The following is a 22746-nucleotide window of genomic DNA, read 5'->3' as shown; positions in this document are numbered from 1 at the left end:
GTGGTTTGGTGTAATGTTATACATTTGCTGACATTAGCACCAAAACTAGGGCGATCGCCATGGACCTAAGGTGTCAGATACCAGGAAATTGTGCCCTAGGATCAACCAAAACGATAGCCGAAACCCCGCACTGTAACTAAGTATTCTGGTTGACTGGGGTCCTGTTCCAGCTTTTCCCGCAGCCAACGGATATGGACATCAACCGTTTTGCTATCTCCCATAAAATCAATGCCCCAAATGTGTTCGATTAACTGTTCCCTAGACCAGACTCGGCGGGGATAGCTCATGAACAATTCCAACAGACGAAATTCCTTCGGGGCCAGATTGACTTCTTCCCCCCGCATTAACACCCGGCATTCCTGGGGATAAAGCACCAAATCCCGAAATTTGCGGAATGGGGCAATGTTGTTACCGGCCAAGCCTTGGCGACGGATCATGGCACGGCAACGGGCTACTAATTCTTTCATGCTAAAGGGCTTAGTGATGTAGTCATCGGCCCCTACTTCCAAGCCGGTTACTTTTTCCATTTCACTGCCTTTGGCACTGACAATTAAAATCGGAGTGTTATCGCCACCAAAGCGCAAACTACGACATACGTCTAAACCGTTTACCTGGGGAAGCATGATATCCAAAATGATCAGGTCAACGGCGGCCTGTCCGGGGTCTTCGCTAAATTCTTGCAACAGGGCTAAAGCGTCGCGTCCGTCGTCCACCGCATGGACTTCATAACCTTCTTCCTGCAGTGATAGAACAATGGTTTCACGGATGGAAACCTCATCTTCAACAACCAAAATACGGTGGCTGGGGGGAATTTCTTGGTGTTGGAGACTATGGGGGGGGCTTCTAGCGTTGCCATTGGGAAACCTACTAGACGGTATTTAACCAACATATAACACAGAACATTGATGTTAACAGCAAACTTTTTTGGCAAAACAATGACATGGTGAAGAAAGCCAATCTCGTCTAGCCCTGGAAATTGTGCGTGAAAAAATTCCCTTGTTTACAACCAAGGGGAAATCGTAAGGTTCGCAAAGCCTAGGTAGAGAATGGGAATTGATTAGCTGTTGGCCCCTAGAATTTGCCGAAGCCCTCGTCTACTAGGCTTGGGTTATTTTGATAGGCGGCCACCGCTAGGCGATCGCACCGTTCATTTTCCTTGTTGCCAGCGTGGGCTTTGACCCACTCAAATGTAACTCGGTGTTTTTCACACAGCGCTAACATGATTTCCCACAGGTCGGGGTTTTTGGCCTTTTCCTTGGCATTTCTTTGCCATCCTTTGGCCTTCCATTTCTTGGCCCAACCCTTGCTCATGGCATCGACCATATAGCGGGAATCGGTGTAGAGCAATACCTGGGATGGTTCCGGTAAGTGACTCAAAGCGGCGATCGCCCCCATAATTTCCATTCGGTTATTGGTGGTCATTTTATAACCGGCGGATAGTTCCTCCCGACGACCATCATCGTAGAGAATTACTGCGCCATAGCCACCGGGGCCAGGATTCATGGAACAAGCGCCATCGGTGTAGAGGATTACGGATTTTGGGGTGGAGGCCATGGACAAATTCAGCAAGGTTAGGGTTAATGGAAAAGTCAGCGCCGGTCAAGCTGGGCTCGCAAGCAGGATGGAAAATCAGAGTGAACGAAGATCGTTTTGCCGACACGAAACTGATGCGCCTACAACTTTGTTTATATTTGCTTCCCGTAGTGGGCATATTACCGTCCCTCTGGCAGTTGCGCCAACCAAATCGCCATGGCTGGGCTGATGATGATCAGCATCACCGTCAACTTCGTCGTTTGAGCCATCGGTCCTTGCAATTAACCCTGGGTTGGCTCTGTCTATACCTACTACTCTGGGGCACTGGCCAAGGGGCTGGGGAATTGGCCGCATTCAGGTTGATGTATCTAAACGGCCTCATCACCACTGGTTATTTTCTGGTGTGTTTGCTGTGGATGGGCAGAATTTTTTTCCAGCCTTTGCCATCTGTGAAGAATTAATTCTTGGATTACCAAGGGTCAATCACGGACTTGAACGGATTGAGTTTACCTTGTTCTGGGGAATTGGTTTCTTCTTCCGCAATGAAGGTTTCTTCCCCGGCATTGGGGGGAGCGGCGGACGGTGGGTCCAATTCATCAATTAATAATTCTTCAATTTTATCAAAGCCTTCCATGACGGTGATGTCCTGGTCATGCCTATTCTTCACCTTGGGCTTTTTGTGGGCGGATAAATCCTCCAGGGCTTGCAATTCCGCCATCAGGTCTAAGTTGGAGCCAGAAGTAGAGGGGGGATGGGGGGGAGCGGTATGGGGTCGGGGGGCAGAATGGCGATCGCCAGCCATTTTTTTCAAATCTGCCAGGGCAAAGTTAAGCTCTTGGACAGATTTTTCCAGTTGTTGCAGACGTTGCCACCATTGGTCGTTGGGGGGCACAGTTTCTCCTGGGTTGGGTTGACTTACGGGGGGTGCAACTGGGGAGGGAGTGGTAATACTAGCCGCAGTGGGGGAGGTTTGGGGTGATAGTTGTCGGGGCAGTTGGGGAAAAAGTCGATTTACTTCTTCAAGGGTGGTGACTCCCTGACTCACTAGGGTAATCGCCGTCCGGGCAGGACTGGCAATACCAGCTTGATTAAGACCGTTGATAATTTCTTCATGGGAGCAGGGGCCACTGACCAACTGTTGGAGTTTAGGCGTGACCGGCACCACTTCAAATACCCCTGTCATACCAGCGTAACCCAGGCCATGGCACTGCCGACAGAGGCGACTTTTGATCATGGGTTGGGCCATTAACTCCACACTCAAACTGTTAGCCCGATAAATAGGGCCCGGAGGTAGACCAAAACGCTGTTGCTCTTCCGCTGTCACCTCCCCCTTCAAACGACAGGCCGGACACACCCGCCGCACTAGTCGCTGGGAAACAATGCCCTTGAGGTGTTGCCCCAGTACCGCCGGTTCAAACCATGCTTGCAGTTGAGCGATCGCCGAGGGCACATCTTTGGCAATGACAGAGGTGAAAACTAAACTTCCTTGGTTGAGGGCCTCGGTCAAGGCCTGGGCCGTTTCTCGATCTTCCAAGGGATCCACTGCCACCACTGGGGGGAACTGCTCCTGGAGGGACTGCACTGCCTTCTCGCCGGTAAAGTCCTTTTGAAGGTTGACCTCTAGCTGATTAATGTCCCTATAGATATGAACCAGGGGATCGGACACCAGGGCGACGGCACGCTCCTGTTCCAACTGTTTTGCCAAAAAAGCTTCCATGGTGGTAGTTTTGCCGCCATAGGCCGCCCCAACCACCACCACTAAACCTTGGGATTGCTGGGCTAATTTTTGCAAACTTTCCTGGCCCTGGCGATCGCCACAAAGTTGGGCAAAATCGGGCAATTTTTCTAGGGAAGGCACCACTCGCACCAGTACTTTTTCGCCATAAAAACTGGGGAGAATATTGACGTAGAAAAATACCGACTGGCCGTTATAGCTTTTGCGGATGCGAGCCTTTTGAGGCACATTGGTCTGGCTGGTGTCCAAATGGGTCATAGTTTTCAGCCTAGTGACCAATTTTGGCCCCAATTCCCTGGGTAAGGGTTCGAGCAACATACGCAGATTACCGCCCTGGCGAATCCGCACTAGCACCCGATTACCCTGGGGATCAATATGAATTTCGCTGGCCCCTTCCCGTAAGCCCAGTATAAGAATCTTATTGGCTAATTTAACTTCTGGCCCTTCGGCTTTGGTATCTGAGGTCGGAACAGGTATGTTTTCCTCCACGGCAATTACCGGCGGGGCAGTGGGGGGAGCAACCGGGGGAGTATTCTGTAGAGCGGCGATTTGTTGGGGTAAGTCCTCAATTATTTCCGTCACTTCCACCACCGTTTCCCTGCCATCGTAGGGATTTTCGGCGATCGCCGTTTGGTCATGAGCACTGAGAACAGCCTGCACTTCCGGATCGTGGTAAAGCTGATCGATTAAATTGTCAAAGTCTTCCCTGGTTACCCCCCGCCGCCGCAACGTAAGACAATGGGGAGCCAATTGCCGTTGTAAAAATTGACTCGCTTCTCTATCGCTGGGGTCCACCATCACCACTAACAGTGCGCCGGGATCTTCCCGGTAATGCAGGGGTAAAAAACCATACTGACGGCAGATGGGGAAGGGAAAGTAACGGTTCAATAAACTGGCGATCGCCTCGGTGTTGGCCAGGGTCATCAACTGATGTTGGTCAAAAAATTTCACCCCATGGATCACCGAGAGGGCAAACCGTTGTTGAGCTTGGTACTGACGATGTAGTTCATCGGGCAAAGATTCCCCCAATATTGTTTCCACCAACGTCGGCAGAGCAATGCCGGTGCGGCGAGCCTCCATTAAAGCCTGATGAATTTGGGAAAGGGAAAGATAACCCGCTTCAATTAAGGCTTGCTCAAAGGGGGAAAGGCTAAATTCGGGGGAATCGGAGGGTAAGACCATGGCGGCGGCGGCGGAGATAACAGTTCAACAAACAACAACAGTGGTGACTAGTGCTAGTTCCAGAATGCCTCAAGGGAGCGAAATCCTATCAAAATTCCGCTAAATACCCAAGACTGACAATTTTTTCACTAAACTTAGTACTTTCCCCTAGTTTAAGCAATGGTTGGCTGACCGGGGGCAACTTATTTGGTTAAATCCCCCAATTCCAGGGATGCCCAAAATCAGAGACTCAGAGAAATGTGGACAGGCGGGGCGAAAAGTAACGGGCGGCAGAGGTACAGGTTTCCAGCACTTCAACCGAATGTAACCCCGGCACTCCAGCTTCTTCTAACTTGGCAAAGATCCAGGCGGCGATCGCCTCACTGGTGGGGCTTTCCAGGCCGAGACTTTCGTTGAGGTAATAATGGTCGAGGTAGTTTTTCACCAGGGGGTCCAAATGGGCTTTGAGCACACTAAAATCCATCACCATACCCGTTTCTGAACCAGTGGTTTTCAGGCGATCGCTAGCCACGTAAACCCGGCCCCGAAAACTATGGCCATGTAAACGCCGACATTTTCCTTCATGGTGGGGCAATTGGTGGGCCGCCTCAAAGGAAAACTCCTTATAAATAATCCACATAAAAATCTCAAATCACTGTCTGCTCACCCTAGAATGAGGGAAAATTGTCCCCCCTGACCAAACGCCAACCCCTTTAACATTAGCCAATTTTTGCCTGCCTCGATTAAGATTAGAAACTATATTTTGGCCCCTGCCACTTTTTTGAGGTAATGGGAGTCCCTAAAAGTCGAAGCTAGACTTTGCTTGTTGCTTCAGGCTTTGAAAATGAGGATTTACTATGTCTGAATGGGTTGAACAGCGTTTACAGTCCCTTGCCAAAGCTTTTGACCAATCCTATTGCGGAGCCATTGAGGCCGTGGTAGACCTGATTTGCCAAAGATTTCAGGCGGGCAACAAATTGCTCATCTGCGGTAACGGGGGATCCGCCGCCGACGCCCAACACCTGGCCGCTGAGTTTGTCGGCCGCTTCTATTTCAACCGCCAAGCCCTACCAGCGATCGCCTTAACGGCCAACAGTTCTATCCTCACCTCCGTCAGCAACGACTATACCTACGACATTGTTTTTTCCAGGCAGGTGGAAGCCTTGGGGCAACCGGGGGACATTCTTTGGGGTTTATCCACTTCTGGCAAATCGGCCAATGTGCTCCATGCGCTGAAATGCGCTAAAGATAAGGGTTTACACACCATTGGCATGGCTGGTAATAACGGCGGTTTATTCCAGGAATTTGCCGACTATCCCCTCTTCATTGCCGATAAAAATACCCCTTGCATCCAAGAAGTGCATTTGATGACCTACCACCACATCTGTGAACAGGTGGAATCTCGCCTCTTTGCCCAAAAATCCGTTGGAGTTAAGGTTTAGTTGCGAAAATTGATTCCATATGGGGGTAAAACTACTTCCCTACTTCGCAAGCTACTGAAGCTATCTCTAACCTAGCCAAAATCCATCACCGATAACCTTGAGTGCCCTCCGCAAAGCCCTATTCCTCGACCGTGACGGCGTCATCATCAACTACATTCCCTACCTGGGTAAACCGGAGCAGGTACAGTTACCTCCGGGGGCGGGATCAGCTTTAGTCCAGTGGCAAAAAGCCGGTTATTTGTTGATTGTGATCACCAACCAAGCGGGCATTGGCCGGGGTTATTTTGACCATGGTGACGTGGGGTCGGTGCATGGCAAAATTCAACATGAGTATGGCAAAGAGGGAGTAAAGTTCACCGATTTTTTCCTTTGTCCCCACCGTCCCGATGAGGGCTGTAAATGCCGTAAACCTTCCCCCGAAATGCTGTTGCGGGCGGCGGATCAGTACCAAATTTCTCTCCAAGAGTCCTACTTTATTGGTGATGCCCCCAGTGACGTTGGCGCGGCCATTGCCGCCGGTTGCCAACCAGTGGTGCTACTAACAGGCCGGGGCCAGGAAACCTGTCAGCAGTTGGATAAATTTGCGTCGCAATTGGCGGGGCCGATTCCCGTCTTTGCCAATCTGGGGGAAACTGTTAGTCTGCTGGCTTTCCCTTCAAGTGAATGAACTCTGACGATTCCAAGGATCAACCCCTATTTGTTTCCCTCATCCCCCACCTAATGAGAGGGCAAGGCCATATTGTGCCCTACCACGGAGCAGTGCGGCGATCGGTGGAGTGTTTGGGCTGGCAGTATCAAGCTTGGGTTCCCCAGGATACAGATCCGAATTTGGAGGAAATTGGCGATCGCCTCCATAGAGTTCTTCTGCCGGAGGATTTGGAAGCGGAGGGTAGTATGGTGGCCAAGCTAACCCGTCTTCCTAAGGCGATGGAGTGTGGCAATGTCTTGGCCCAACAGTTAAAACCGTTGCTGAACAATGGAGAAAACAGACCAGTTATCTTATTTTTGGAACGTTTTATTCATCTTCAACTTTTTGCTGTCTGGTGGGGACTGCGGCAATTGTCTCCCCCGGCTCGCCAGCGACTGCATTTTTGGCTACTGTATCGTCGGGATGTGCATTTAGACCAAACCCGTCCTCTTTACCATTGGCTCCACCAACGCTTAGGAAAATTATTGCCCCCGCCCCAGTGCCAATTTTTAACCGATAGTGAACCCCTCGGGCGATCGCTCCAGGATTATTTTCGTCAGCCTTTCACGGTGATGCCCATTCCCCACACGGATTTTGCTGAAGTGGTGCCCCTATCCATACAAGCTGATCCCATCCTCTGTTGGTGGCCCGGTGCCCCCAGGGAAGAAAAGGGCTGGTCGGTGATGCGCAGTTTAGTTTCATCACCTTGGCATAACTCACCCAAGCTGCAGATAATTGCGGCGGTCGCTTCCGGGTTAAAAAGCAACAGTGAAGAAATTGAAGTTCATTTAATTGGCGATCGCCTGACCAGGGAAGAATACACCGATTGGTTAAACAAAGCCCAAATCATTCTCTTACCCTACGACCCAGAGGCTTACGCAGAAAGAACTTCCGGCATTTTCACTGAAGCCATCATTGCAGAAAGGATACCGTTAGTATCCCCCGGTACCTGGATGGCCAGGGAACTAAACCAGTACGATCTCAATAGTTTAGTAATGGATTGGCAAACCCCATCCCAGGGGTGGGCAGAAATTGCTCAAAAGTTGGCTGACCCCATCATTTATCAGCAGTTAGCCGCCATGGCCCAGGCCTACCGTCAACACCACAGCCTGGAAAATTACGCTAAAACCCTGCAAGAAGTCTGGCTTTCCCGGCATAATGGAAGCATGGAAGTTAACAATATGTAACATTCCGTCTCCGATTTTTCATATTTCTAGGCAGATCCATCCATGCGCGTAATTCTGATGACAGGTAAGGGGGGGGTTGGCAAAACCTCCGTTGCGGCGGCCACCGGCCTCCGTTGTGCGGAATTAGGCCATAAGACCCTGGTCCTGAGTACCGACCCAGCCCATTCCCTCGCTGACAGTTTTGATATGGAGTTGGGCCATGAGCCTCGCCTTGTGAAGGAAAATCTCTGGGGAGCGGAATTGGATGCCTTGATGGAGTTGGAGGGGAACTGGGGCGCAGTGAAGCGTTACATTACCCAGGTGCTACAGGCCCGGGGGCTAGACGGGGTACAAGCGGAGGAACTGGCCATTCTCCCTGGCATGGATGAAATTTTTGGTCTGGTGCGGATGAAGCGCCACTACGACGAAGCTGATTATGATGTACTGATTATCGACTCTGCTCCCACGGGCACGGCGTTGCGTCTGCTCAGTTTGCCGGAGGTGGGGGGCTGGTATATGCGGCGTTTTTATAAGCCTTTACAAGGAATGTCCGTGGCCCTCAGACCGTTGGTGGAACCCCTATTTAGACCGATCGCCGGTTTTTCTTTGCCTGATAAGGAAGTGATGGATGCTCCCTACGAATTTTATGAACAGATTGAAGCGTTGGAGAAAGTGTTAACGGATAATACCCAAACTTCCGTGCGCCTAGTGACTAATCCAGAAAAAATGGTGCTGAAGGAATCATTGCGGGCCCATGCCTATCTGAGTTTGTACAATGTGGCCACAGATTTGGTTATCGCTAACCGGATTTTGCCAGACACCATTGATGATCCTTTCTTTCAACGGTGGAAAAGTAACCAACAGGTCTATAAACAGGAAATCTACGACAATTTCTATCCTCTGCCGGTGAAGGAAGCGCCCTTATTTTCCGAAGAAATGTGTGGTCTAGCTGCTCTGGAAAGACTGAAAGAAACTTTGTATAAAGATGAGGATCCTTCCCAGGTTTATTACAAAGAAAACACCATTAACATTGTCCAGGGTGACAATAACGACTACAGTCTAGAGCTTTACTTACCTGGCATTCATAAGGAACAAATCCAACTCAATAAAACCGGGGATGAGTTAAATGTCCGCATTGGCAACCATCGCCGTAACCTAGTGCTGCCCCAGGCCTTGGCTGGCTTGACCCCTGCTGGAGCAAAAATGGAGGATGATTACCTCAAAATCAGGTTTGCTGAAGCAGTTAAACGTTAAAGTTATCGTCACTAAAGAAGCTAATGGTGGCTTGCAAAGATTGCAAAAATAGATCAATTTCTTCTTTGGTGTTGTAAAAATACAAACTAGCCCTGGCACTGCCAGAAGCGTCAAATAATCGGTGCAATGGTTGGGTGCAATGGTGACCAGAACGGATAGCAATGCCGTCTTGGTCCATCATAGTGGCCACGTCACTGGCGTGGAGTCCAGCCACGTTAAAGGAAGCCAGGGCGGCCCGATCTCCATGTTGAGGACTAGGCCCATAAAGCCGCAGTTGGGGAATTTCCGCCAGGCCCTGCCAGAGGTAATGGGTTAATTCCACTTCGTAGTTGTGGATATTTTCCATACCTAAATCAGTTAGATAATCCACTGCCGCTCCCAGGGCGATCGCCTCGGCAATGGCCGGAGTACCCGCTTCAAATTTGTGGGGCAACTCCCCAGTGGTGAAATGGTCAAAAAAGACTTCAGCAATCATTTCTCCGCCACCAAAAAAGGGAGGCATGGCTTCTAAAATTTCTTCTTTGCCGTAGAGAAAACCAATGCCGGTGGGGGCACACATTTTGTGGCCACTGGCCACTAGCCAATCACAATTAATCAGTTGTACGTCCAGGGGATAATGGGGCGCACTCTGACAAGCATCAATTAATACTTTGGCCCCAACTCGGTGGGCTAATCGGGTAATTTCTGCCACTGGGTTAACGCAACCCAAGGTGTTGGAAATGTGAACAACAGTGACTAGCTTAGTCTTTCCAGAAAGTAGGGTTTTAAATTGCTCTAAGTTAAAGCCTTCGGCCTCGTCTAATTGGACAAATTTCAGCACCGCCCCAGTTTTGGCCGCCACCATTTGCCAAGGTACTAAATTGCTGTGGTGTTCCATCACCGTGGCGATAATTTCATCCCCTGCCTGGAGGTTATTCATGCCCCAACTATAGGCCACCAAATTAATCGCTTCCGTGGCGTTACGGGTGTAAACAATTTCCCTTGGCGATCGGGCATTAATAAATTTAGCGACCTTGCCGCGTACTGCTTCATAGGCATCGGTGGCCCGCACACTCAGCTGATGGGCTCCCCGGTGGACATTAGCATTATCGTTTTCGTAATAGTGCCTTAATTTTTCCAACACTGCCCGGGGTTTTTGTGAAGTGGCGGCATTGTCCAAATACACCAGGGGATGACCATTAATTTCCTGATTTAAAATAGGGAAATCCTGGCGGACAGTGGCAGCAAGGCTGGGGATTTGTAGGGCGAGCATGGTTTAACAATCAAACAACACTAAGGCTAACGAAAAAAATCAACTAAAATATCGATTTTCTGACTGACTAAATAGTCCGACAGGAAATGCATTGCCGCAGACGTCCTTGCAAAGAGGGTAAGAGAATTTGATCCAGAATTTCTCCAGCAAAGGCATCAATTAACAAATGGCGGGCATCGTAATCATTTAAGCCTCGACTGCGGAGATAAAAAACTTCATCGGCTTCCAATTGACTGATGGTGGCACCGTGGGAACATTTAACGTTATCGGCGGTGATTTGTAGCTCTGGTTTTGTATTGATGCGAGCCTTGGGGGACAGTACTAAGTTACGATTTAATTGTTGAGCATTGGTTAGTTGGGCCGCCTGGGGCACTAAAACTTTGCCGCTGAAAACTGCCTGGGAATATTCATCCACAATACATTTATGGAGTTGATTGGTCACCCCATGGGGATAATTTAAAGCCATACTACTATGGGTGTCGCTCACCTGCCGGCCGGCTAGGGTAGTCAAGGCCAAAAATTCGGTCTCCGTGGCTTCTCCCTGTTGGGTCATGGCCAAATTATGGCGGGATAGTTTTGCCCCCAAATTAACATCAATTAATTGGTAACGACTTTGTTTTTCCTGGGCGATCGCCGTGGTGGCAATGTGGAAGCTATCACCGGAATCTCGTTGGTTACGGATATGGGTGACCTGGGCATTTTCCCCTACGTAAATTTCGCTAACGATGTTGTTAAAGTAGGGTTGTTGCTGCGGGCGATCAGTGCAGTTTGTGCTAATAGCTCCGTAGGATTCGGCTATAACTAATTTGGCATTATCTTCAACTACTACTAATAATCGGGGTTGTACCAAGATGGGGGTGGGATCAACCACCGTTAAAAATAAACAGTGGATAGGGGGTGCTAGTTCCACATTGCTGGGAATCCAAACTACCGCACTATCCTTTAGTCCGACAGTGTTAAGGTTACTGAAAACTTCCTTGCCATCTGTTTGTTTGCCTAAATAATTAGCCAACTTTTCCCTTTGATGTGAGGACAGATTAGTCCAAGGTTGACAGGTAATGGTGGCAGGCAAACCATCGGTATTGGACAATTCCGCCGCAAAAAAGCCATTGACAAATACCAGGCGACTTTGACTTAGTTCTGGTAAATAGAAATTTTCAGCCGCCGCTACGTCGAGGTTAACTTTGCTGGGGGGCACAAAATCAACTGCTTTGAGCTCAGTTAGATCCGTAAATTGCCATTCTTCATCCCGCTTCTGGGGCAACCGTAAACCATCCAACACATTAGCTGCACCTTGTTGTTTTTCCACCAAAATGGAGTCCATAGTCTCCGGGGCCATAGCTTGCCGCTTGAGGGCTTGTAGCTGTTGATCTATTTCTGTCTGGTGAACTTTTTGAATTAGGGCATTGGCTAGAATGGCGGCGGTCATGGGCAGTATCCTTGGGGATGGGCAAAGTGGATTAATTTGATTAGTCAGTAGCTAAAGTTGTCTAATAATAGCTAGCGATCAGTTGATTCGTTTGGGGGAGAATAACCAACCTCAAACAGGAAATTAAATGGCAGCTAAAACCTGTTCATCGAGGAAATCGTAGCCTTTATCTTCTAATTCTAGGGCTAATTCCTTGCCTCCACTCATGACAATTTTACCGTCATACATTACATGGATGTGGTCGGGAACAATGTAATTGAGCAACCGTTGATAATGGGTAATAACCAGGGTGGCATTATCAGGATTTTTAAGAAAGTTGACCCCCTCAGAAACAATGCGGAGTGCATCAATATCTAGGCCGGAATCGATTTCATCCAAAATGGATAGGGTCGGCTCCAGGATAGCCATCTGCAAAATTTCATTACGCTTCTTTTCTCCTCCGGAAAACCCTTCATTTAAACTGCGTTCCAGAAAAGCAGGATTCATTTTCACCACATCCAATTTTTCTTGGATTAGGTCTTCAAAGTCAAAAGTGTCTAATTCTTCCAAACCCAAATGTTTACGTTTGGCGTTATAGGCAATGCGGAGAAAATCTAAATTACTGACGCCGGGAATTTCCAAAGGATATTGAAAGGCAAGAAAAATACCAGCCAAAGCCCTTTCGTGGGGTTCTAAGGCTGACAAATCTTGCCCTTGATAAATAACTTCACCGTCGGTGATTTCATAGTCGGGATGCCCAGTAATTACCTTGGAAAGGGTACTTTTGCCGGAACCGTTGCGCCCCATGATGGCGTGGACTTCCCCTGCTTTAATTTCTAAGTTAACTCCCTTGAGAATTTGATTTCCATCAACGGAGGCAGCCAAATTTTTAATGGAAAGAACAGTCTGGCTCATGAATTAATTTGGTTAAGTAGTTGAGTGGTAAAAATAGATTGGGGGCAAAGAAAGTTTGTTTTTTTGATTAAAACAATGGGTCAGAACCGGGGGTCTTGGCCGGGACAATTTGGTATTAACTGTCCCTAACCAAAAGACTTGTTTAACCCACAGTACCTTCTAGTTTGAGGCTCAATAATTTGTCGGCTTCCGCTGCAAACTCCATCGGTAGTTCGTTGAGCACATCTTTGCAGAAGCCGCTGACTAGCATGGACACTGCATCTTCCTCAGAAATCCCCCGTTGGGCAAAGTAGAAGAGTTGATCCTCACCAATTTTGGAAGTGGAGGCTTCATGTTCCACCTTAGCGGTGTTATTATCCACCTGGATGTAGGGGAAAGTGTTAGCCGCCGCCCGATCGCCAATGAGCATGGAATCGCATTGGGAGTAATTGCGAGCGCCCTGGGCTTTGGGTCCCATTTTCACCAAACCCCGATAACTGTTGGCGGAATTACCAGCAGAAATACCTTTGGAAATAATGGTGCTACGGGTGTTTTTGCCGATGTGAATCATCTTGGTGCCCGTATCAGCTTGTTGCTTGTTGTTAGTTAAAGCAATGGAATAAAATTCCCCAACGGAATTATCACCCACCAGTACACAGCTGGGATATTTCCAGGTGATGGCAGAACCAGTTTCCACCTGGGTCCAGGAAATCTTTGAATTAACGCCTTTGCATAGACCCCGCTTAGTCACAAAGTTGTAAATTCCCCCTTTGCCGTTTTCATCGCCGGCATACCAGTTTTGCACAGTGGAATACTTAATATCAGCATTATCCAGGGCCACTAACTCCACGACGGCGGCATGGAGTTGGTTGCTATCGTACATGGGCGCTGTACAACCTTCCAAATAGCTAACGGAAGCCCCTTCTTCGGCAATAATTAATGTCCGTTCAAACTGCCCTGTATCCCCATTATTAATGCGGAAATAGGTGGATAATTCCATGGGACATTTCACGCCTTTGGGAATAAAGACAAAGGAGCCATCACTAAATATAGCGGCATTTAAGGCGGCAAAGAAATTATCGGCGGTGGGTACCACACTGCCCAAATATTTCTGCACCAGATCAGGGTACTCCTGTAATGCTTCAGAAATGGAACAGAAAATTACCCCATCTTCCGCTAGCTTTTCCTTAAAAGTTGTTCCAATGGAAACACTGTCAAAAATGGCATCCACCGCCACGTTACTTAAACGTTTTTGCTCCGATAGGGGAATGCCCAACTTCTCAAAAGTTTCCAACAAAACGGGGTCCACCTCGTCTAAGCTTTCTAGTTTTTTCTTACTTTGCTTAGGGGCGGAGTAGTAAATAATATTTTGGTAATCAATGGAGGGATAGCTCACCGCTGGCCAAGTGGGTTCCGCCATGGTCAACCAATGACGGTAGGCCCGCAGGCGAAAATCCAACATGAATTCTGGCTCATTTTTCTTAGCAGAAATGAGTCGCACCACGTCTTCACTCAGACCACGGGGGATAGCATCCGCTTCAATGTCGGTGATAAAGCCATATTTGTAGGGTTGGTTGACCAGGTTTTTAACGGTGGTGGAACTCATCGAATGCAGTGTTCTCCGGGGAATTCAGATAGGTAACTGCCTAGGGCAAGGTAGATTGGCAGTGGAACGGAATAAATCTCAAGGAATGAACCTTAAACAACTTATTTGTTGTTTTAGTCTATTCTAGAATAGATTAGCAACCCAACTGTTGTCAAAGTACCAAGACCAAGGTCGGTGATCCTGCGGGAAGTCCCTTGGCCATGGGCCAGGGTTAACCAATTGACAACTACCCGACAGTTAATTTGAGCAATCATGCTTAGGATGGGGTTGTCCATTTAGTTTACTGGACTGCCACCGCATCGGTTTCAAAATTTCCCTCTCCTGTTGTTGACCATGACCATCAGTTCTTCCCACTCCACCAAAGAAGATATTCTGCGCTATCTCCTCAAAGAAGGGCAAGGATCGGCGATCGCCATGGCGGAAGAGTTGGGCATTAGTCCCCAGGCCATGCGTAAGCACCTAAAGGATTTGGAAAGTGATGGCTTAATTGAGCATCAACAGGAAAGACAGGGCATGGGCAGACCCCAATTCCTCTACCAACTAAGCAAGCAGGGACGGGAACAATTTCCCCAACGTTACGGAGAATTTGCCCTTTCTTTTATCGACTCCCTGGTGGAAACAGTGGGGGAAGAGCAGTTGGGGGCAGTGTTGAAAAAACAATGGCAACGGAAAGCGGAAGCCTACCGTCAACAAATTGGCCAGGGTTCCTTGGCCAAAAGGGTACATAAACTGGTGGAGCTACGGCGTCAGGAAGGTTATATGGCGGAACTCCATCCCCTCTCGGTGGAGCAGTCGGAAAAATTCATTTTGTCTGAGCATCACTGTGCGATCGCTGACGTGGCCGAATCCTATCCCACCGTTTGTGGTCATGAGTTGGAAATGTTTGCCGCTATTCTGCCGGACTGTGCCATCGAAAGAACCCATTGGCTCAATGACGGGGAACACACCTGTGGCTATTTGATCGAGTCTAAAGTCCTGGATTAATGGGAGGCAGAAAGATTTTTGATTAGTTGGCGCAGTTGACTTTCATTAAACACCTTCATCAGGATGTTGGCCGCCGCCGTCGGTTCCGCTGGAATGAGAACTTGGGCCACGTGGCTAGAGGCCAATTGTTTAAGACCATCGCTGACCCGGATGTTTTCTGGTTTGGCCAACGTAAAACAGTCATAGCCCTGTTTCAGATCCTTTAACACCACCGGGGCCAAAGTGCGGTAGGAATGCAATGGATTGGCGATCGCCTGTTTACTGAGGGAGAGCAAATGTTGCCAATTTTCCTGCTTGGGAGCTAAGCGACCCAAACGGGTGCAATATTCTTGCAGTTTCTCCCGGGAAGTGGCCGATGGCTCCTGCTTAAACAACTGCAACATTTTGTGCAACAGGGCTTTAATTTCTTCCGGTACATCGCTCTCATTAAATGTACCCGCATTGGTGGACTTAGCCGCCATGGTCTGGGTTGAGGTGGCCGTGGCACTACCCTGGGTGAGGAGATAATTGAGATAATTCTGTAACTCTTCAAACTGGTGGGAAGCTCCATCCACAATGGAATCGGCCTCCTCAGGTTGGAGCCCGGTGGGACTTTGGAGCTTTTCCACCAAGTCCTGCAAGACATCGTAGCCGTTGAGAAATAGGGACTCCAACTTTTGGTCTACAGGTAATTGATGTTCCTTCAACACCTTGAATGCATCTTCCAGGCGGTGGGCAGTTTTTTGAATGCTGGTGTAGCCCAACATAGCCGCTCCCCCCTTAACGGAATGGGCCGCCCGAAACATCTCGTTGACCTGTTCCGAGTCCCGCACCACCTTACCCAGGTCAAGGATGCCCCGTTCTAGGGTTTCCAAATGTTCCTGAGCTTCTTCGATAAAATAGCCGAGGATTTTCTGCTGATCCAAGGTCGTACCCTCAAATTTGGATGGCCATCCCCTTAGCATACCGCCCATAGACTAAATAAAACAACGAACTTAGTAAGCGTTAACTTTAGTCCAAAAAACGACTCAGGAGATCGTCTGAGTAAGATGATTTATATCTTATACGGCTAGAGCAAATTTTAGCCCCAACGGTGTTTGTCTGTGGGAAAAGTTTTTTGTCAACAACTTACAACAATTTCGTCTAAATTAGTCCAACGGAGAGCCGCCATCAATCCACGACGCCGAGGGGATGTTGACAGGGCACCCCGATCGCCCGAGGAAAATCATTGGGAGTGGATTTCTCCTTAGTCAGATAAATGAAATGTCGTTGGGCCCCACTCCATGGGGTGACAACCGCCACCGTAGCAGTGACCTTGCCCCCTAACAAGGCGCTGGCCTGCTCTAGCTGTGCCGCTTCCGCCGCAGACCATTGACCCCGGTAAAGCACCACTGTGCCCCCTACCTTCACCAGGGGGAGAGCATATTCCGCACAGACAGCCCCTTCCCCCACAGCCCGGATTAAGGCCAAATCGTACTGGGCACGATGCTGGGATTGGTTTCCCACCGCTTCTGCCCTAGCCACCAGATAGGTCAAATTGGTTAAACCCAAACGGTGCCCCAACTCTTCCAGATAATTAATTTTCTTGCGGGTGGAATCCAACAGAGCCACGGACCACTGAGGCCACACCAGGGCCACGGGTAATCCAGGGAATCCTCCTCCGGTGCCAATGTCAACTACCCTTGCTTGGGGATAGGCACGACAATGATCCGACAATAAAACCCCCGCCAGGGAGTCCCAAAGATGTTTTTCCAAAAAGTCTAGGGGAGCGGTGATGCGGGTCAAATTCAAGCGAGCATTACCGGCCAAAACCCCTTGGTAGAGCTTGACCAGGGCCTGAATTTGCTCTCCGTCGGGTTGCCAAGCCAGGCCTGGGGGCCAACCTTCCAACCCCCGCCGAAACTCTTCTAAATCCCCCAGATCTGATGATAAATCGGGGTTATTTTTGTCTAGATTCAATGACACAGTAACTTCCCCCAGCTTAACGGGAACGACGGCGGGGGCGATCGCCTCGGGGAGTTTTGGGGCCAGGGGAAGGCGGCACTGTCGGTGTCGGTGTGGCCACGGGGGGGCGGTTGGTGATAGTGGCATTATGCTCAGCGGAGTTTTCGTACAGGATCTGACGGCTCTGGCTGACACTGCGCATCATTTGCCCCAATTCCCCTTCCAGGCGGCTCAACAGGCGATCGGCGTAAGTGTCCACGTCCCTCTGCATCTCAGTGGCTTCCTGTTCTGTTTGTTTTTGCAGGACTTCACATTCCTGCACCGTTTGCTGGCGAAACTGTTGGATTTCCTGGTGGGTAACCTGTTTGATTTGATCTAGTTCCCCCATGGTTTGGCGCCGGAGGGTGTCGCATTCTTGCTGGGTTTGCCTTTGCAGAGCTTCACATTCCTGTTGCACCTGGCGCTGGAGGGCATCGCAATCCTGTTGTATTTGGGCTTTGTATTGATCCGCTTCGTATTGGGCCTTTTGGATAATGCCCGATTCGTCCTTAATGCGCTGGGCCTCCTGGTGGGCCATCTCAATCATTCGCTGGGCCTCTGCCTCCGCCCCCTGCAAAATTTGCTGTTCCCTTTCCAAAATGGCGATCGCCCGGTGCACCGCCCCTGGAATAAATTCAGCAATGACATCAATTTGGTCCAGGATTTTCTCCTCATCCACCACACTCCAGGCCGTTAGGGGGATATGGAAGCTGTCGTAGAGTAATTCTTGGAGTTCAGCTAATTGTTGTTGAATATCGAAATCCACCGTCTGACCGGGCACAACGGCGCTATTCTCAGTTACTTCGGGATTGGCACTCTCTCGGCGGGTCATAGGGTTATCTAGGCGCTTGACGGGGCAAATAGAACAAAATTTAAGACAGTTTTAAGGCAATTTATCTAGGGGGATGGGTAGGAAGAACAAATATCGGCCAAAATCGAGGGAGGAACGAGATGATCCACACTACCACCGAACTTGGCAATTTCTTTGACAATACTACTACTTAAAAAGCTATATTCCTTGGCAGTGGCCAAAAATACGGTTTCTACTCCGTCCCAAAGGGTTTGGTTGGTGTGGGCCATTTGTAACTCCTTCTCAAAGTCCGACAGGACCCGCAGACCCCGCAATAGCACCGTTGCTTGTTTTTGCTTGGCGTAGTCCACCGTCAGTCCATTGAAACTATCAACGGTCACATTAGCCAGGTGTTGGGTGCAGTGGCGGATCTGCTCCAGTCGCTTTTCCACCGAAAATAAGGGTTGCTTGCTGGGATTACAGAGCACGGCGACAATGATTTGCTCAAACAAACCACTACCCCGCTCAATAATGTCCAGATGACCGAGGGTAATAGGGTCAAAACTACCAGGATAAATAGCGATCACAGCAAAAATTGTTGGAAAAAAAGTAAATTAAATCAAGAAAAATCGCCGATCAAGTAAGGGGAAAACCCTGGGCAAATTGGCTTCATTGTGGAGGGTGGCCGGCAAACATGCAACTCTTTCCGCGCAATAGCCACCAGAATCACCATGGTGTCTCCCCCAATTTTGTTAAGATACAGAGAAAATTCAATTTAGTTTTCCCTCTCTTTTATTACCTTAATTTTATTGGCTTAAGTTTTGTCATCCTTTCCTGGATATTAAAACTGGCAAGGGGATAATCACCAACGGCTGAGGGCAAACATAAACGGTTTAAACAATCAAGGTTTCCAGGGTGAATTTTTTTCCCGTGGGGAGCATAACCTATTACCTTGGCTAGTTTTGCCGTTGATTGTTGTGACAATCTCTTTACTTCCGCCCAATCTCCGTCGAGTCAAAACATGGATTCTAACCACTCCCTAGAAAATTTTCTCCGCAATGTCATTAATAAATTTCATCGGGCTTTGACGTTGCGGGAAACCCTCCAGGTGATTGCGGAGGAAGCTCAGCTATTTTTAGGGGTGGACCGGGTAAAAGTTTATCAATTTGCAACTGACGGTAGTGGTGAAGTACTAGCAGAGGCGGTGGACAAAGCCATTTTGCCTTCCCTATTGGGGCTCCATTTCCCTGCAGACGACATTCCCCCCCACGCCAGGGAGGAGTTGGGTGTGCAACGAAAAATGATTGCAGTGGATGTGGCCCACCGTCGTAAAAGGTCCCATGATTTGTCTGGTCACATCAGCATCAGCACCATGGACTACCTGAACACCCGTTATATGGAAGTGGATAGTTGCCATATTCAATATCTTCTGGCCATGGGGGTGCTATCTTCCCTCACGGTGCCCATCATGCAGGATCAACAACTGTGGGGCATTATGGCCATACACCACAGTAAGCCCCGGCGTTTCACAGAGCAGGAATGGGAAACCATGGCTCTCCTCAGTAAGGAGATTTCCCTGGCCATCACCCAGTCCCAACTCAGTGAGCGAGTCCATCAGCAACAAATCCAAGAAGCTCTAGTCCAACGCCTAGAAAGCACTGTGGCCCAGTATGGCGATCGCCCGGAAACATGGCAGTATGCGCTGCAGATAGTGGGGAAAGCCATGGAAGCGGATGGAGCAGTGCTCTACATTGCCCCGGATCTCACAGGGGCTTCGGCCCAGTATTACCAATGGAATCTCAATTTTGATTGGGGAGAATGGCTGGAAACTGCCCTCTGGCAGGAGTTGATGCGGGGAAAACCAATGGCGGCGGAGCGCCCCACTCCAGTGCAGTCTCTTTGGGAAAAACCAAAATTTTTCACTAGTGTGAAACCCTCCCATACCAACAATTGTGTCCCCCAGGGCTACACCCTCAGTGAATTGGGCCAAAAGGGCAATTGGGACGCTCCGGCGGAGGCATTGGGTGCGGAAGATTTTCAATCTTTTTTGGTGGTGCCCCTGACGGCGGATCAGCAATGGGTGGGGGGACTAATCTTTCTACGCAAAGAACAATCTCTGGTGAAAAATTGGGCCGGGAAAAGAATAGTTGATCGCCGCAATATGTTGCCTCGCCTTTCCTTTGAAGCCTGGCAGGAAACCCAAAGGCTAATGCCCATTTGGGAAGAAGCAGAGCGCAAACTAGCCCAGGTGGCCGGCACCCAGCTTTATATGGCCATTACCCAACAGTTTGTCACCAGATTAATTACCCAACAAACGGCCTACGATCCCCTCACCCAATTGCCCAATTGGATTATTTTCAACCGGCAACTAACCCTGGCCCTGCTCGATGCCCTCTACGAAGGCAAAATGGTAGGGGTTTTGGTCATTGCCATGGATAGATTCAAACGCATTAACGAAAGCTTTGGTCATAAAATTGGCGATAGCCTGTTGCAGGAGGTGGCCGATCGCCTTAAACAAAAAGTAGCTCCTCTGAGCGCCTACACCCCACTATTGTCCCGTTGGCACGGGGACGGTTTTACGGTTCTGCTGACCAAAATTAGTGATAAGCAAGAAATTATTCCCCTGTGCGAAACCCTACTGGGCACCTTCCAAGAGCCGTTTTTCATTGAAGGACAACCCATTTACCTCACCGCTAGCACGGGCATCAGCATGGCTCCCTACGATGGCGAAACTGCTGAATCTTTGCTCAAGTTTGCTGAGATTGCCCTGACTAGAGCTAAATGCCAGGGAAAAAATACCTATCAGTTTTATCTGCCCCAGGATTCTTCGCCGACGCTTGATCGCCTGACCTTGGAATCAGACCTGCGACGGGCATTGGTAAATGGGGAATTTGTGCTCTATTTTCAGCCCCAGGTGGCCCTGGATACGGGCAAATTGATGGGCATGGAAGCGTTGGTGCGTTGGCAACATCCCCGTCTGGGCCAGGTGGCCCCCGATGTATTTATTCCGTTGGCGGAGGAGTTGGGCTTAATTCATAACCTTGGACAATGGGTGCTGGAAATGGCCTGTGCCACCCACCAGCATTTTTACCGAGAAACGGGAAGGCGGTTACGCATGGCGGTCAATATTTCAGCCCGCCAGTTCCAGGACGATAAATGGCTCAATTCAGTTTTGGATTGTTTGGAACACACGGCCATGCCACCGGAGGATCTGGAGTTAGAAATTACCGAAAGCTTGATGATGGAGGACATTAAGGGGACGGTGAAACTACTCCATCGTCTGCGGGAAGAGGGGGTACAAGTGGCGATCGATGATTTTGGCACCGGCTATTCTTCCCTGAGTATGCTCAAGCAACTGCCCATTCACCGTCTCAAAATCGATAAATCCTTTGTGGACGATTTACTTAATGAGGGGGCCGACACTGCCATTGTTCAATATGTGATCGATTTGGCTAAGGGTCTAAATTTAGAAATTGTGGCCGAAGGCATTGAATCGGAAGCCCAACTGCAACGTCTCCGCAAAATGGGCTGTCACCTGGGCCAGGGCTATTTTGTTACCAGACCCCTGCCGGCAGAGGCCATGATGACCTATCTGTTTTATCCCCAAATTCTTGATTTTGGCCCCACTCCAGCGGCGCCGCAAACGTCCGCATCCCCACCAGAATCGGATTCGGCCCAGGGTCAGGGAAGTATGGACGCCAAAGATCTCCCTTTACCCAATTCCCTCAACCGAGAAAATCCTTGGACGGAAAAACTGCACGACTACGTTTCCCTCAAGGAACGCCTACAACAGCGCAATACCAAGGAAAAATTGGTGCTGAAAATCGCTAATAAGATCCGTTCTTCCCTTAATATCAACGATATTTTGGATTCCACTGTCACTGAAGTGAGGCAATTCTTAAACACTGACCGGGTGCTGTTATTTAAATTTAATTCCCGGTGGTCGGGGCGGGTGGTGATGGAATCCCGGAATGATTTTTGCCAATCGATCATTAATGAGGAAATTGACGACCCCTGTTTTAAGGGCCATTATCTGCGGCTTTACCGGGAAGGTAGAGTAAGGGCCGTGTCTGACATTGAAAAGGCTGACTTGGCGGAATGTCACAAGGAGTTACTGCGCCATTATCAGGTCAAGGCTAATTTGGTGGTGCCGGTGGTTTTTAATGAAAATCTTTGGGGTTTGCTCATTGCCCACGAATGCAAAGCCCCCCGTTATTGGCAAGAAGAGGATCTGCAACTGTTGATGGAGTTGGCAACCCAGGTGGCGATCGCCATTCATCAGGGAGAGTTGTATGAACAACTGGAAACCGCCAACATCAGATTGCAACAAATTTCTTCCTTGGATGCCCTCACCCAGGTGGCTAATCGCTATCTATTTAATTCCACCCTGGAACGGGAATGGCAAAGATTACAACGGGTTAAGGAGCCCTTAGCCCTGCTACTTTGTGACGTGGATTTTTTCAAAGGTTTTAATGACAATTACGGCCATCCCGCCGGCGATCGATGCCTGAAAAAAATTGCTAGTGTTATGGCCAAAGTGGCCAAAAGACCAACGGATTTAGTTGCCCGCTACGGGGGAGAAGAATTTGGCATCATCCTTTCCCAAACCGAACTCCAGGGAGCTATTCATGTGGCGGAAGCCCTCCAAACAGAAGTGGCTAACTTGGCCATTCCTCACACTGAATCCGACACCGGCTATGTCACCCTCAGTATTGGCATTGCTGTCTGCTTGCCCGATCGCCATGGCAGTCCCCACGCCCTGGTCAAAGCGGCGGATTTAGTCCTCTATGAAGCGAAGGCCAATGGTCGAAATCAATGGCGGACCTACGAGGAGGCCCAATTACCCCCGGTTGAGGCAGAAGTGTAACCAA

19 protein-coding genes are annotated in these 22746 nt (G+C 49.2%); 7 read left to right on the top strand and 12 right to left on the bottom strand.

Features of this window, described 5'->3' with window-relative positions:
- Positions 1–101: 101 nt before the first annotated feature.
- Positions 102–791 (bottom strand): response regulator transcription factor, encoded by a 690-nt coding sequence (locus tag IQE94_RS17565; protein ID WP_370630490.1) that lies wholly within the window; start codon positions 789–791, stop codon positions 102–104.
- Positions 792–1071: 280 nt separating this feature from the next.
- A complete protein-coding gene (gene rnhA / locus IQE94_RS17560; protein ID WP_194015720.1) occupies positions 1072–1554 on the bottom strand; it encodes a ribonuclease HI in 483 nt (160 codons plus the stop codon).
- Positions 1555–1634: 80 nt separating this feature from the next.
- Between rnhA and IQE94_RS17555 the strand changes: the two genes are divergently transcribed.
- Positions 1635–1994: a hypothetical protein gene (locus tag IQE94_RS17555; protein ID WP_212719134.1), complete on the top strand. Its 360-nt coding sequence runs from the start codon at positions 1635–1637 to the stop codon at positions 1992–1994.
- An 8-nt stretch (positions 1995–2002) separates the two neighbouring features.
- Here IQE94_RS17555 and IQE94_RS17550 read toward each other — a convergent pair whose 3' ends face one another.
- Together IQE94_RS17550 and queD are read right to left on the bottom strand one after the other, a co-directional pair.
- A complete protein-coding gene (locus IQE94_RS17550) occupies positions 2003–4450 on the bottom strand; it encodes a GspE/PulE family protein (RefSeq protein ID WP_223342428.1) in 2448 nt (815 codons plus the stop codon).
- A gap of 229 nt (positions 4451–4679) precedes the next feature.
- Entirely contained in the window at positions 4680–5069 is a 390-nt protein-coding gene (gene queD, locus IQE94_RS17545) for a 6-carboxytetrahydropterin synthase QueD (protein WP_194020168.1), read from the bottom strand.
- A 217-nt stretch (positions 5070–5286) separates the two neighbouring features.
- Between queD and gmhA the strand changes: the two genes are divergently transcribed.
- The 4 genes from gmhA (at position 5287) to IQE94_RS17525 (ending at position 8979) form a co-directional block, all read left to right on the top strand.
- The gene (gene gmhA, locus IQE94_RS17540) at positions 5287–5871 is read left to right on the top strand and encodes a D-sedoheptulose 7-phosphate isomerase (RefSeq protein ID WP_212719140.1); all 585 of its coding nucleotides are present in this window, start codon (positions 5287–5289) and stop codon (positions 5869–5871) included.
- Between the two features lie 97 nt (positions 5872–5968).
- Complete coding sequence (locus IQE94_RS17535; RefSeq protein WP_223342427.1) at positions 5969–6538, top strand: HAD-IIIA family hydrolase; 570 nt, start codon at positions 5969–5971, stop codon at positions 6536–6538.
- On the top strand, positions 6535–7746 hold the full coding sequence (locus IQE94_RS17530; protein WP_223342426.1) for a glycosyltransferase: 1212 nt from the start codon (positions 6535–6537) through the stop codon (positions 7744–7746). The genes IQE94_RS17535 and IQE94_RS17530 overlap by 4 nt, the downstream gene beginning before the upstream one ends.
- Positions 7747–7788: 42 nt before the next feature.
- Positions 7789–8979 (top strand): TRC40/GET3/ArsA family transport-energizing ATPase, encoded by a 1191-nt coding sequence (locus IQE94_RS17525; RefSeq protein WP_190597811.1) that lies wholly within the window; start codon positions 7789–7791, stop codon positions 8977–8979.
- Here IQE94_RS17525 and IQE94_RS17520 read toward each other — a convergent pair.
- From IQE94_RS17520 to sufB, 4 genes are all read right to left on the bottom strand, one after another.
- The gene (locus tag IQE94_RS17520) at positions 8969–10231 is read right to left on the bottom strand and encodes a SufS family cysteine desulfurase (RefSeq protein WP_223342425.1); all 1263 of its coding nucleotides are present in this window, start codon (positions 10229–10231) and stop codon (positions 8969–8971) included. The two genes, IQE94_RS17525 and IQE94_RS17520, sit on opposite strands and share 11 nt — an antisense overlap.
- Before the next feature lie 67 nt (positions 10232–10298).
- Positions 10299–11660 (bottom strand): Fe-S cluster assembly protein SufD, encoded by a 1362-nt coding sequence (sufD, locus tag IQE94_RS17515; protein ID WP_223342424.1) that lies wholly within the window; start codon positions 11658–11660, stop codon positions 10299–10301.
- Between the two features lie 123 nt (positions 11661–11783).
- Complete coding sequence (gene sufC / locus IQE94_RS17510; protein WP_212719175.1) at positions 11784–12554, bottom strand: Fe-S cluster assembly ATPase SufC; 771 nt, start codon at positions 12552–12554, stop codon at positions 11784–11786.
- 142 nt (positions 12555–12696) lie between these two features.
- Positions 12697–14139 carry a Fe-S cluster assembly protein SufB gene (gene sufB, locus IQE94_RS17505; RefSeq protein WP_223342423.1) on the bottom strand — a complete coding sequence of 481 codons (1443 nt, stop codon included), beginning with the start codon at positions 14137–14139 and terminating at the stop codon, positions 12697–12699.
- A 333-nt stretch (positions 14140–14472) separates the two neighbouring features.
- Between sufB and sufR the strand changes: the two genes are divergently transcribed.
- Positions 14473–15123 (top strand): iron-sulfur cluster biosynthesis transcriptional regulator SufR, encoded by a 651-nt coding sequence (gene sufR / locus IQE94_RS17500; protein WP_212719181.1) that lies wholly within the window; start codon positions 14473–14475, stop codon positions 15121–15123.
- Here sufR and IQE94_RS17495 read toward each other — a convergent pair.
- The 4 genes from IQE94_RS17495 to coaD form a co-directional block, all read right to left on the bottom strand.
- Positions 15120–16028, bottom strand: coding sequence for an Hpt domain-containing protein (locus IQE94_RS17495; RefSeq protein ID WP_212719184.1), 909 nt, complete (start codon positions 16026–16028; stop codon positions 15120–15122). The genes sufR and IQE94_RS17495 overlap by 4 nt on opposite strands.
- 244 nt (positions 16029–16272) lie before the next feature.
- Complete coding sequence (gene rsmG / locus IQE94_RS17490) at positions 16273–17067, bottom strand: 16S rRNA (guanine(527)-N(7))-methyltransferase RsmG (protein ID WP_212721881.1); 795 nt, start codon at positions 17065–17067, stop codon at positions 16273–16275.
- Between the two features lie 16 nt (positions 17068–17083).
- Complete coding sequence (locus IQE94_RS17485; RefSeq protein ID WP_212719187.1) at positions 17084–17917, bottom strand: DivIVA domain-containing protein; 834 nt, start codon at positions 17915–17917, stop codon at positions 17084–17086.
- Between the two features lie 65 nt (positions 17918–17982).
- Positions 17983–18462: a pantetheine-phosphate adenylyltransferase gene (gene coaD, locus IQE94_RS17480; protein ID WP_028948957.1), complete on the bottom strand. Its 480-nt coding sequence runs from the start codon at positions 18460–18462 to the stop codon at positions 17983–17985.
- Between the two features lie 434 nt (positions 18463–18896).
- Between coaD and IQE94_RS17475 the strand changes: the two genes are divergently transcribed.
- The gene (locus tag IQE94_RS17475) at positions 18897–22742 is read left to right on the top strand and encodes a diguanylate cyclase domain-containing protein (RefSeq protein ID WP_223343254.1); all 3846 of its coding nucleotides are present in this window, start codon (positions 18897–18899) and stop codon (positions 22740–22742) included.
- Positions 22743–22746 lie beyond the last annotated feature (4 nt).

This window comes from Synechocystis sp. PCC 7339 (assembly GCF_019924095.1).
Lineage (GTDB): Bacteria > Cyanobacteriota > Cyanobacteriia > Cyanobacteriales > Microcystaceae > Synechocystis.
This window is presented reverse-complemented; position numbering and strand designations above follow the sequence as displayed.

Bases quoted from the DNA above. Each gene is read 5' to 3' on its own strand.
- rnhA (WP_194015720.1), bottom strand. From the start codon at position 1,554: ATGGCCTCCACCCCAAAATCCGTAATCCTCTACACCGATGGCGCTTGT.
- IQE94_RS17550 (WP_223342428.1), bottom strand. From the start codon at position 4,450: ATGGTCTTACCCTCCGATTCCCCCGAATTTAGCCTTTCCCCCTTTGAG.
- queD (WP_194020168.1), bottom strand. From the start codon at position 5,069: ATGTGGATTATTTATAAGGAGTTTTCCTTTGAGGCGGCCCACCAATTG.
- gmhA (WP_212719140.1), top strand. From the start codon at position 5,287: ATGTCTGAATGGGTTGAACAGCGTTTACAGTCCCTTGCCAAAGCTTTT.
- IQE94_RS17530 (WP_223342426.1), top strand. From the start codon at position 6,535: ATGAACTCTGACGATTCCAAGGATCAACCCCTATTTGTTTCCCTCATC.
- IQE94_RS17525 (WP_190597811.1), top strand. From the start codon at position 7,789: ATGCGCGTAATTCTGATGACAGGTAAGGGGGGGGTTGGCAAAACCTCC.
- IQE94_RS17520 (WP_223342425.1), bottom strand. From the start codon at position 10,231: ATGCTCGCCCTACAAATCCCCAGCCTTGCTGCCACTGTCCGCCAGGAT.
- sufD (WP_223342424.1), bottom strand. From the start codon at position 11,660: ATGACCGCCGCCATTCTAGCCAATGCCCTAATTCAAAAAGTTCACCAG.
- sufC (WP_212719175.1), bottom strand. From the start codon at position 12,554: ATGAGCCAGACTGTTCTTTCCATTAAAAATTTGGCTGCCTCCGTTGAT.
- sufB (WP_223342423.1), bottom strand. From the start codon at position 14,139: ATGAGTTCCACCACCGTTAAAAACCTGGTCAACCAACCCTACAAATAT.
- sufR (WP_212719181.1), top strand. From the start codon at position 14,473: ATGACCATCAGTTCTTCCCACTCCACCAAAGAAGATATTCTGCGCTAT.
- IQE94_RS17485 (WP_212719187.1), bottom strand. From the start codon at position 17,917: ATGACCCGCCGAGAGAGTGCCAATCCCGAAGTAACTGAGAATAGCGCC.
- IQE94_RS17475 (WP_223343254.1), top strand. From the start codon at position 18,897: ATGGATTCTAACCACTCCCTAGAAAATTTTCTCCGCAATGTCATTAAT.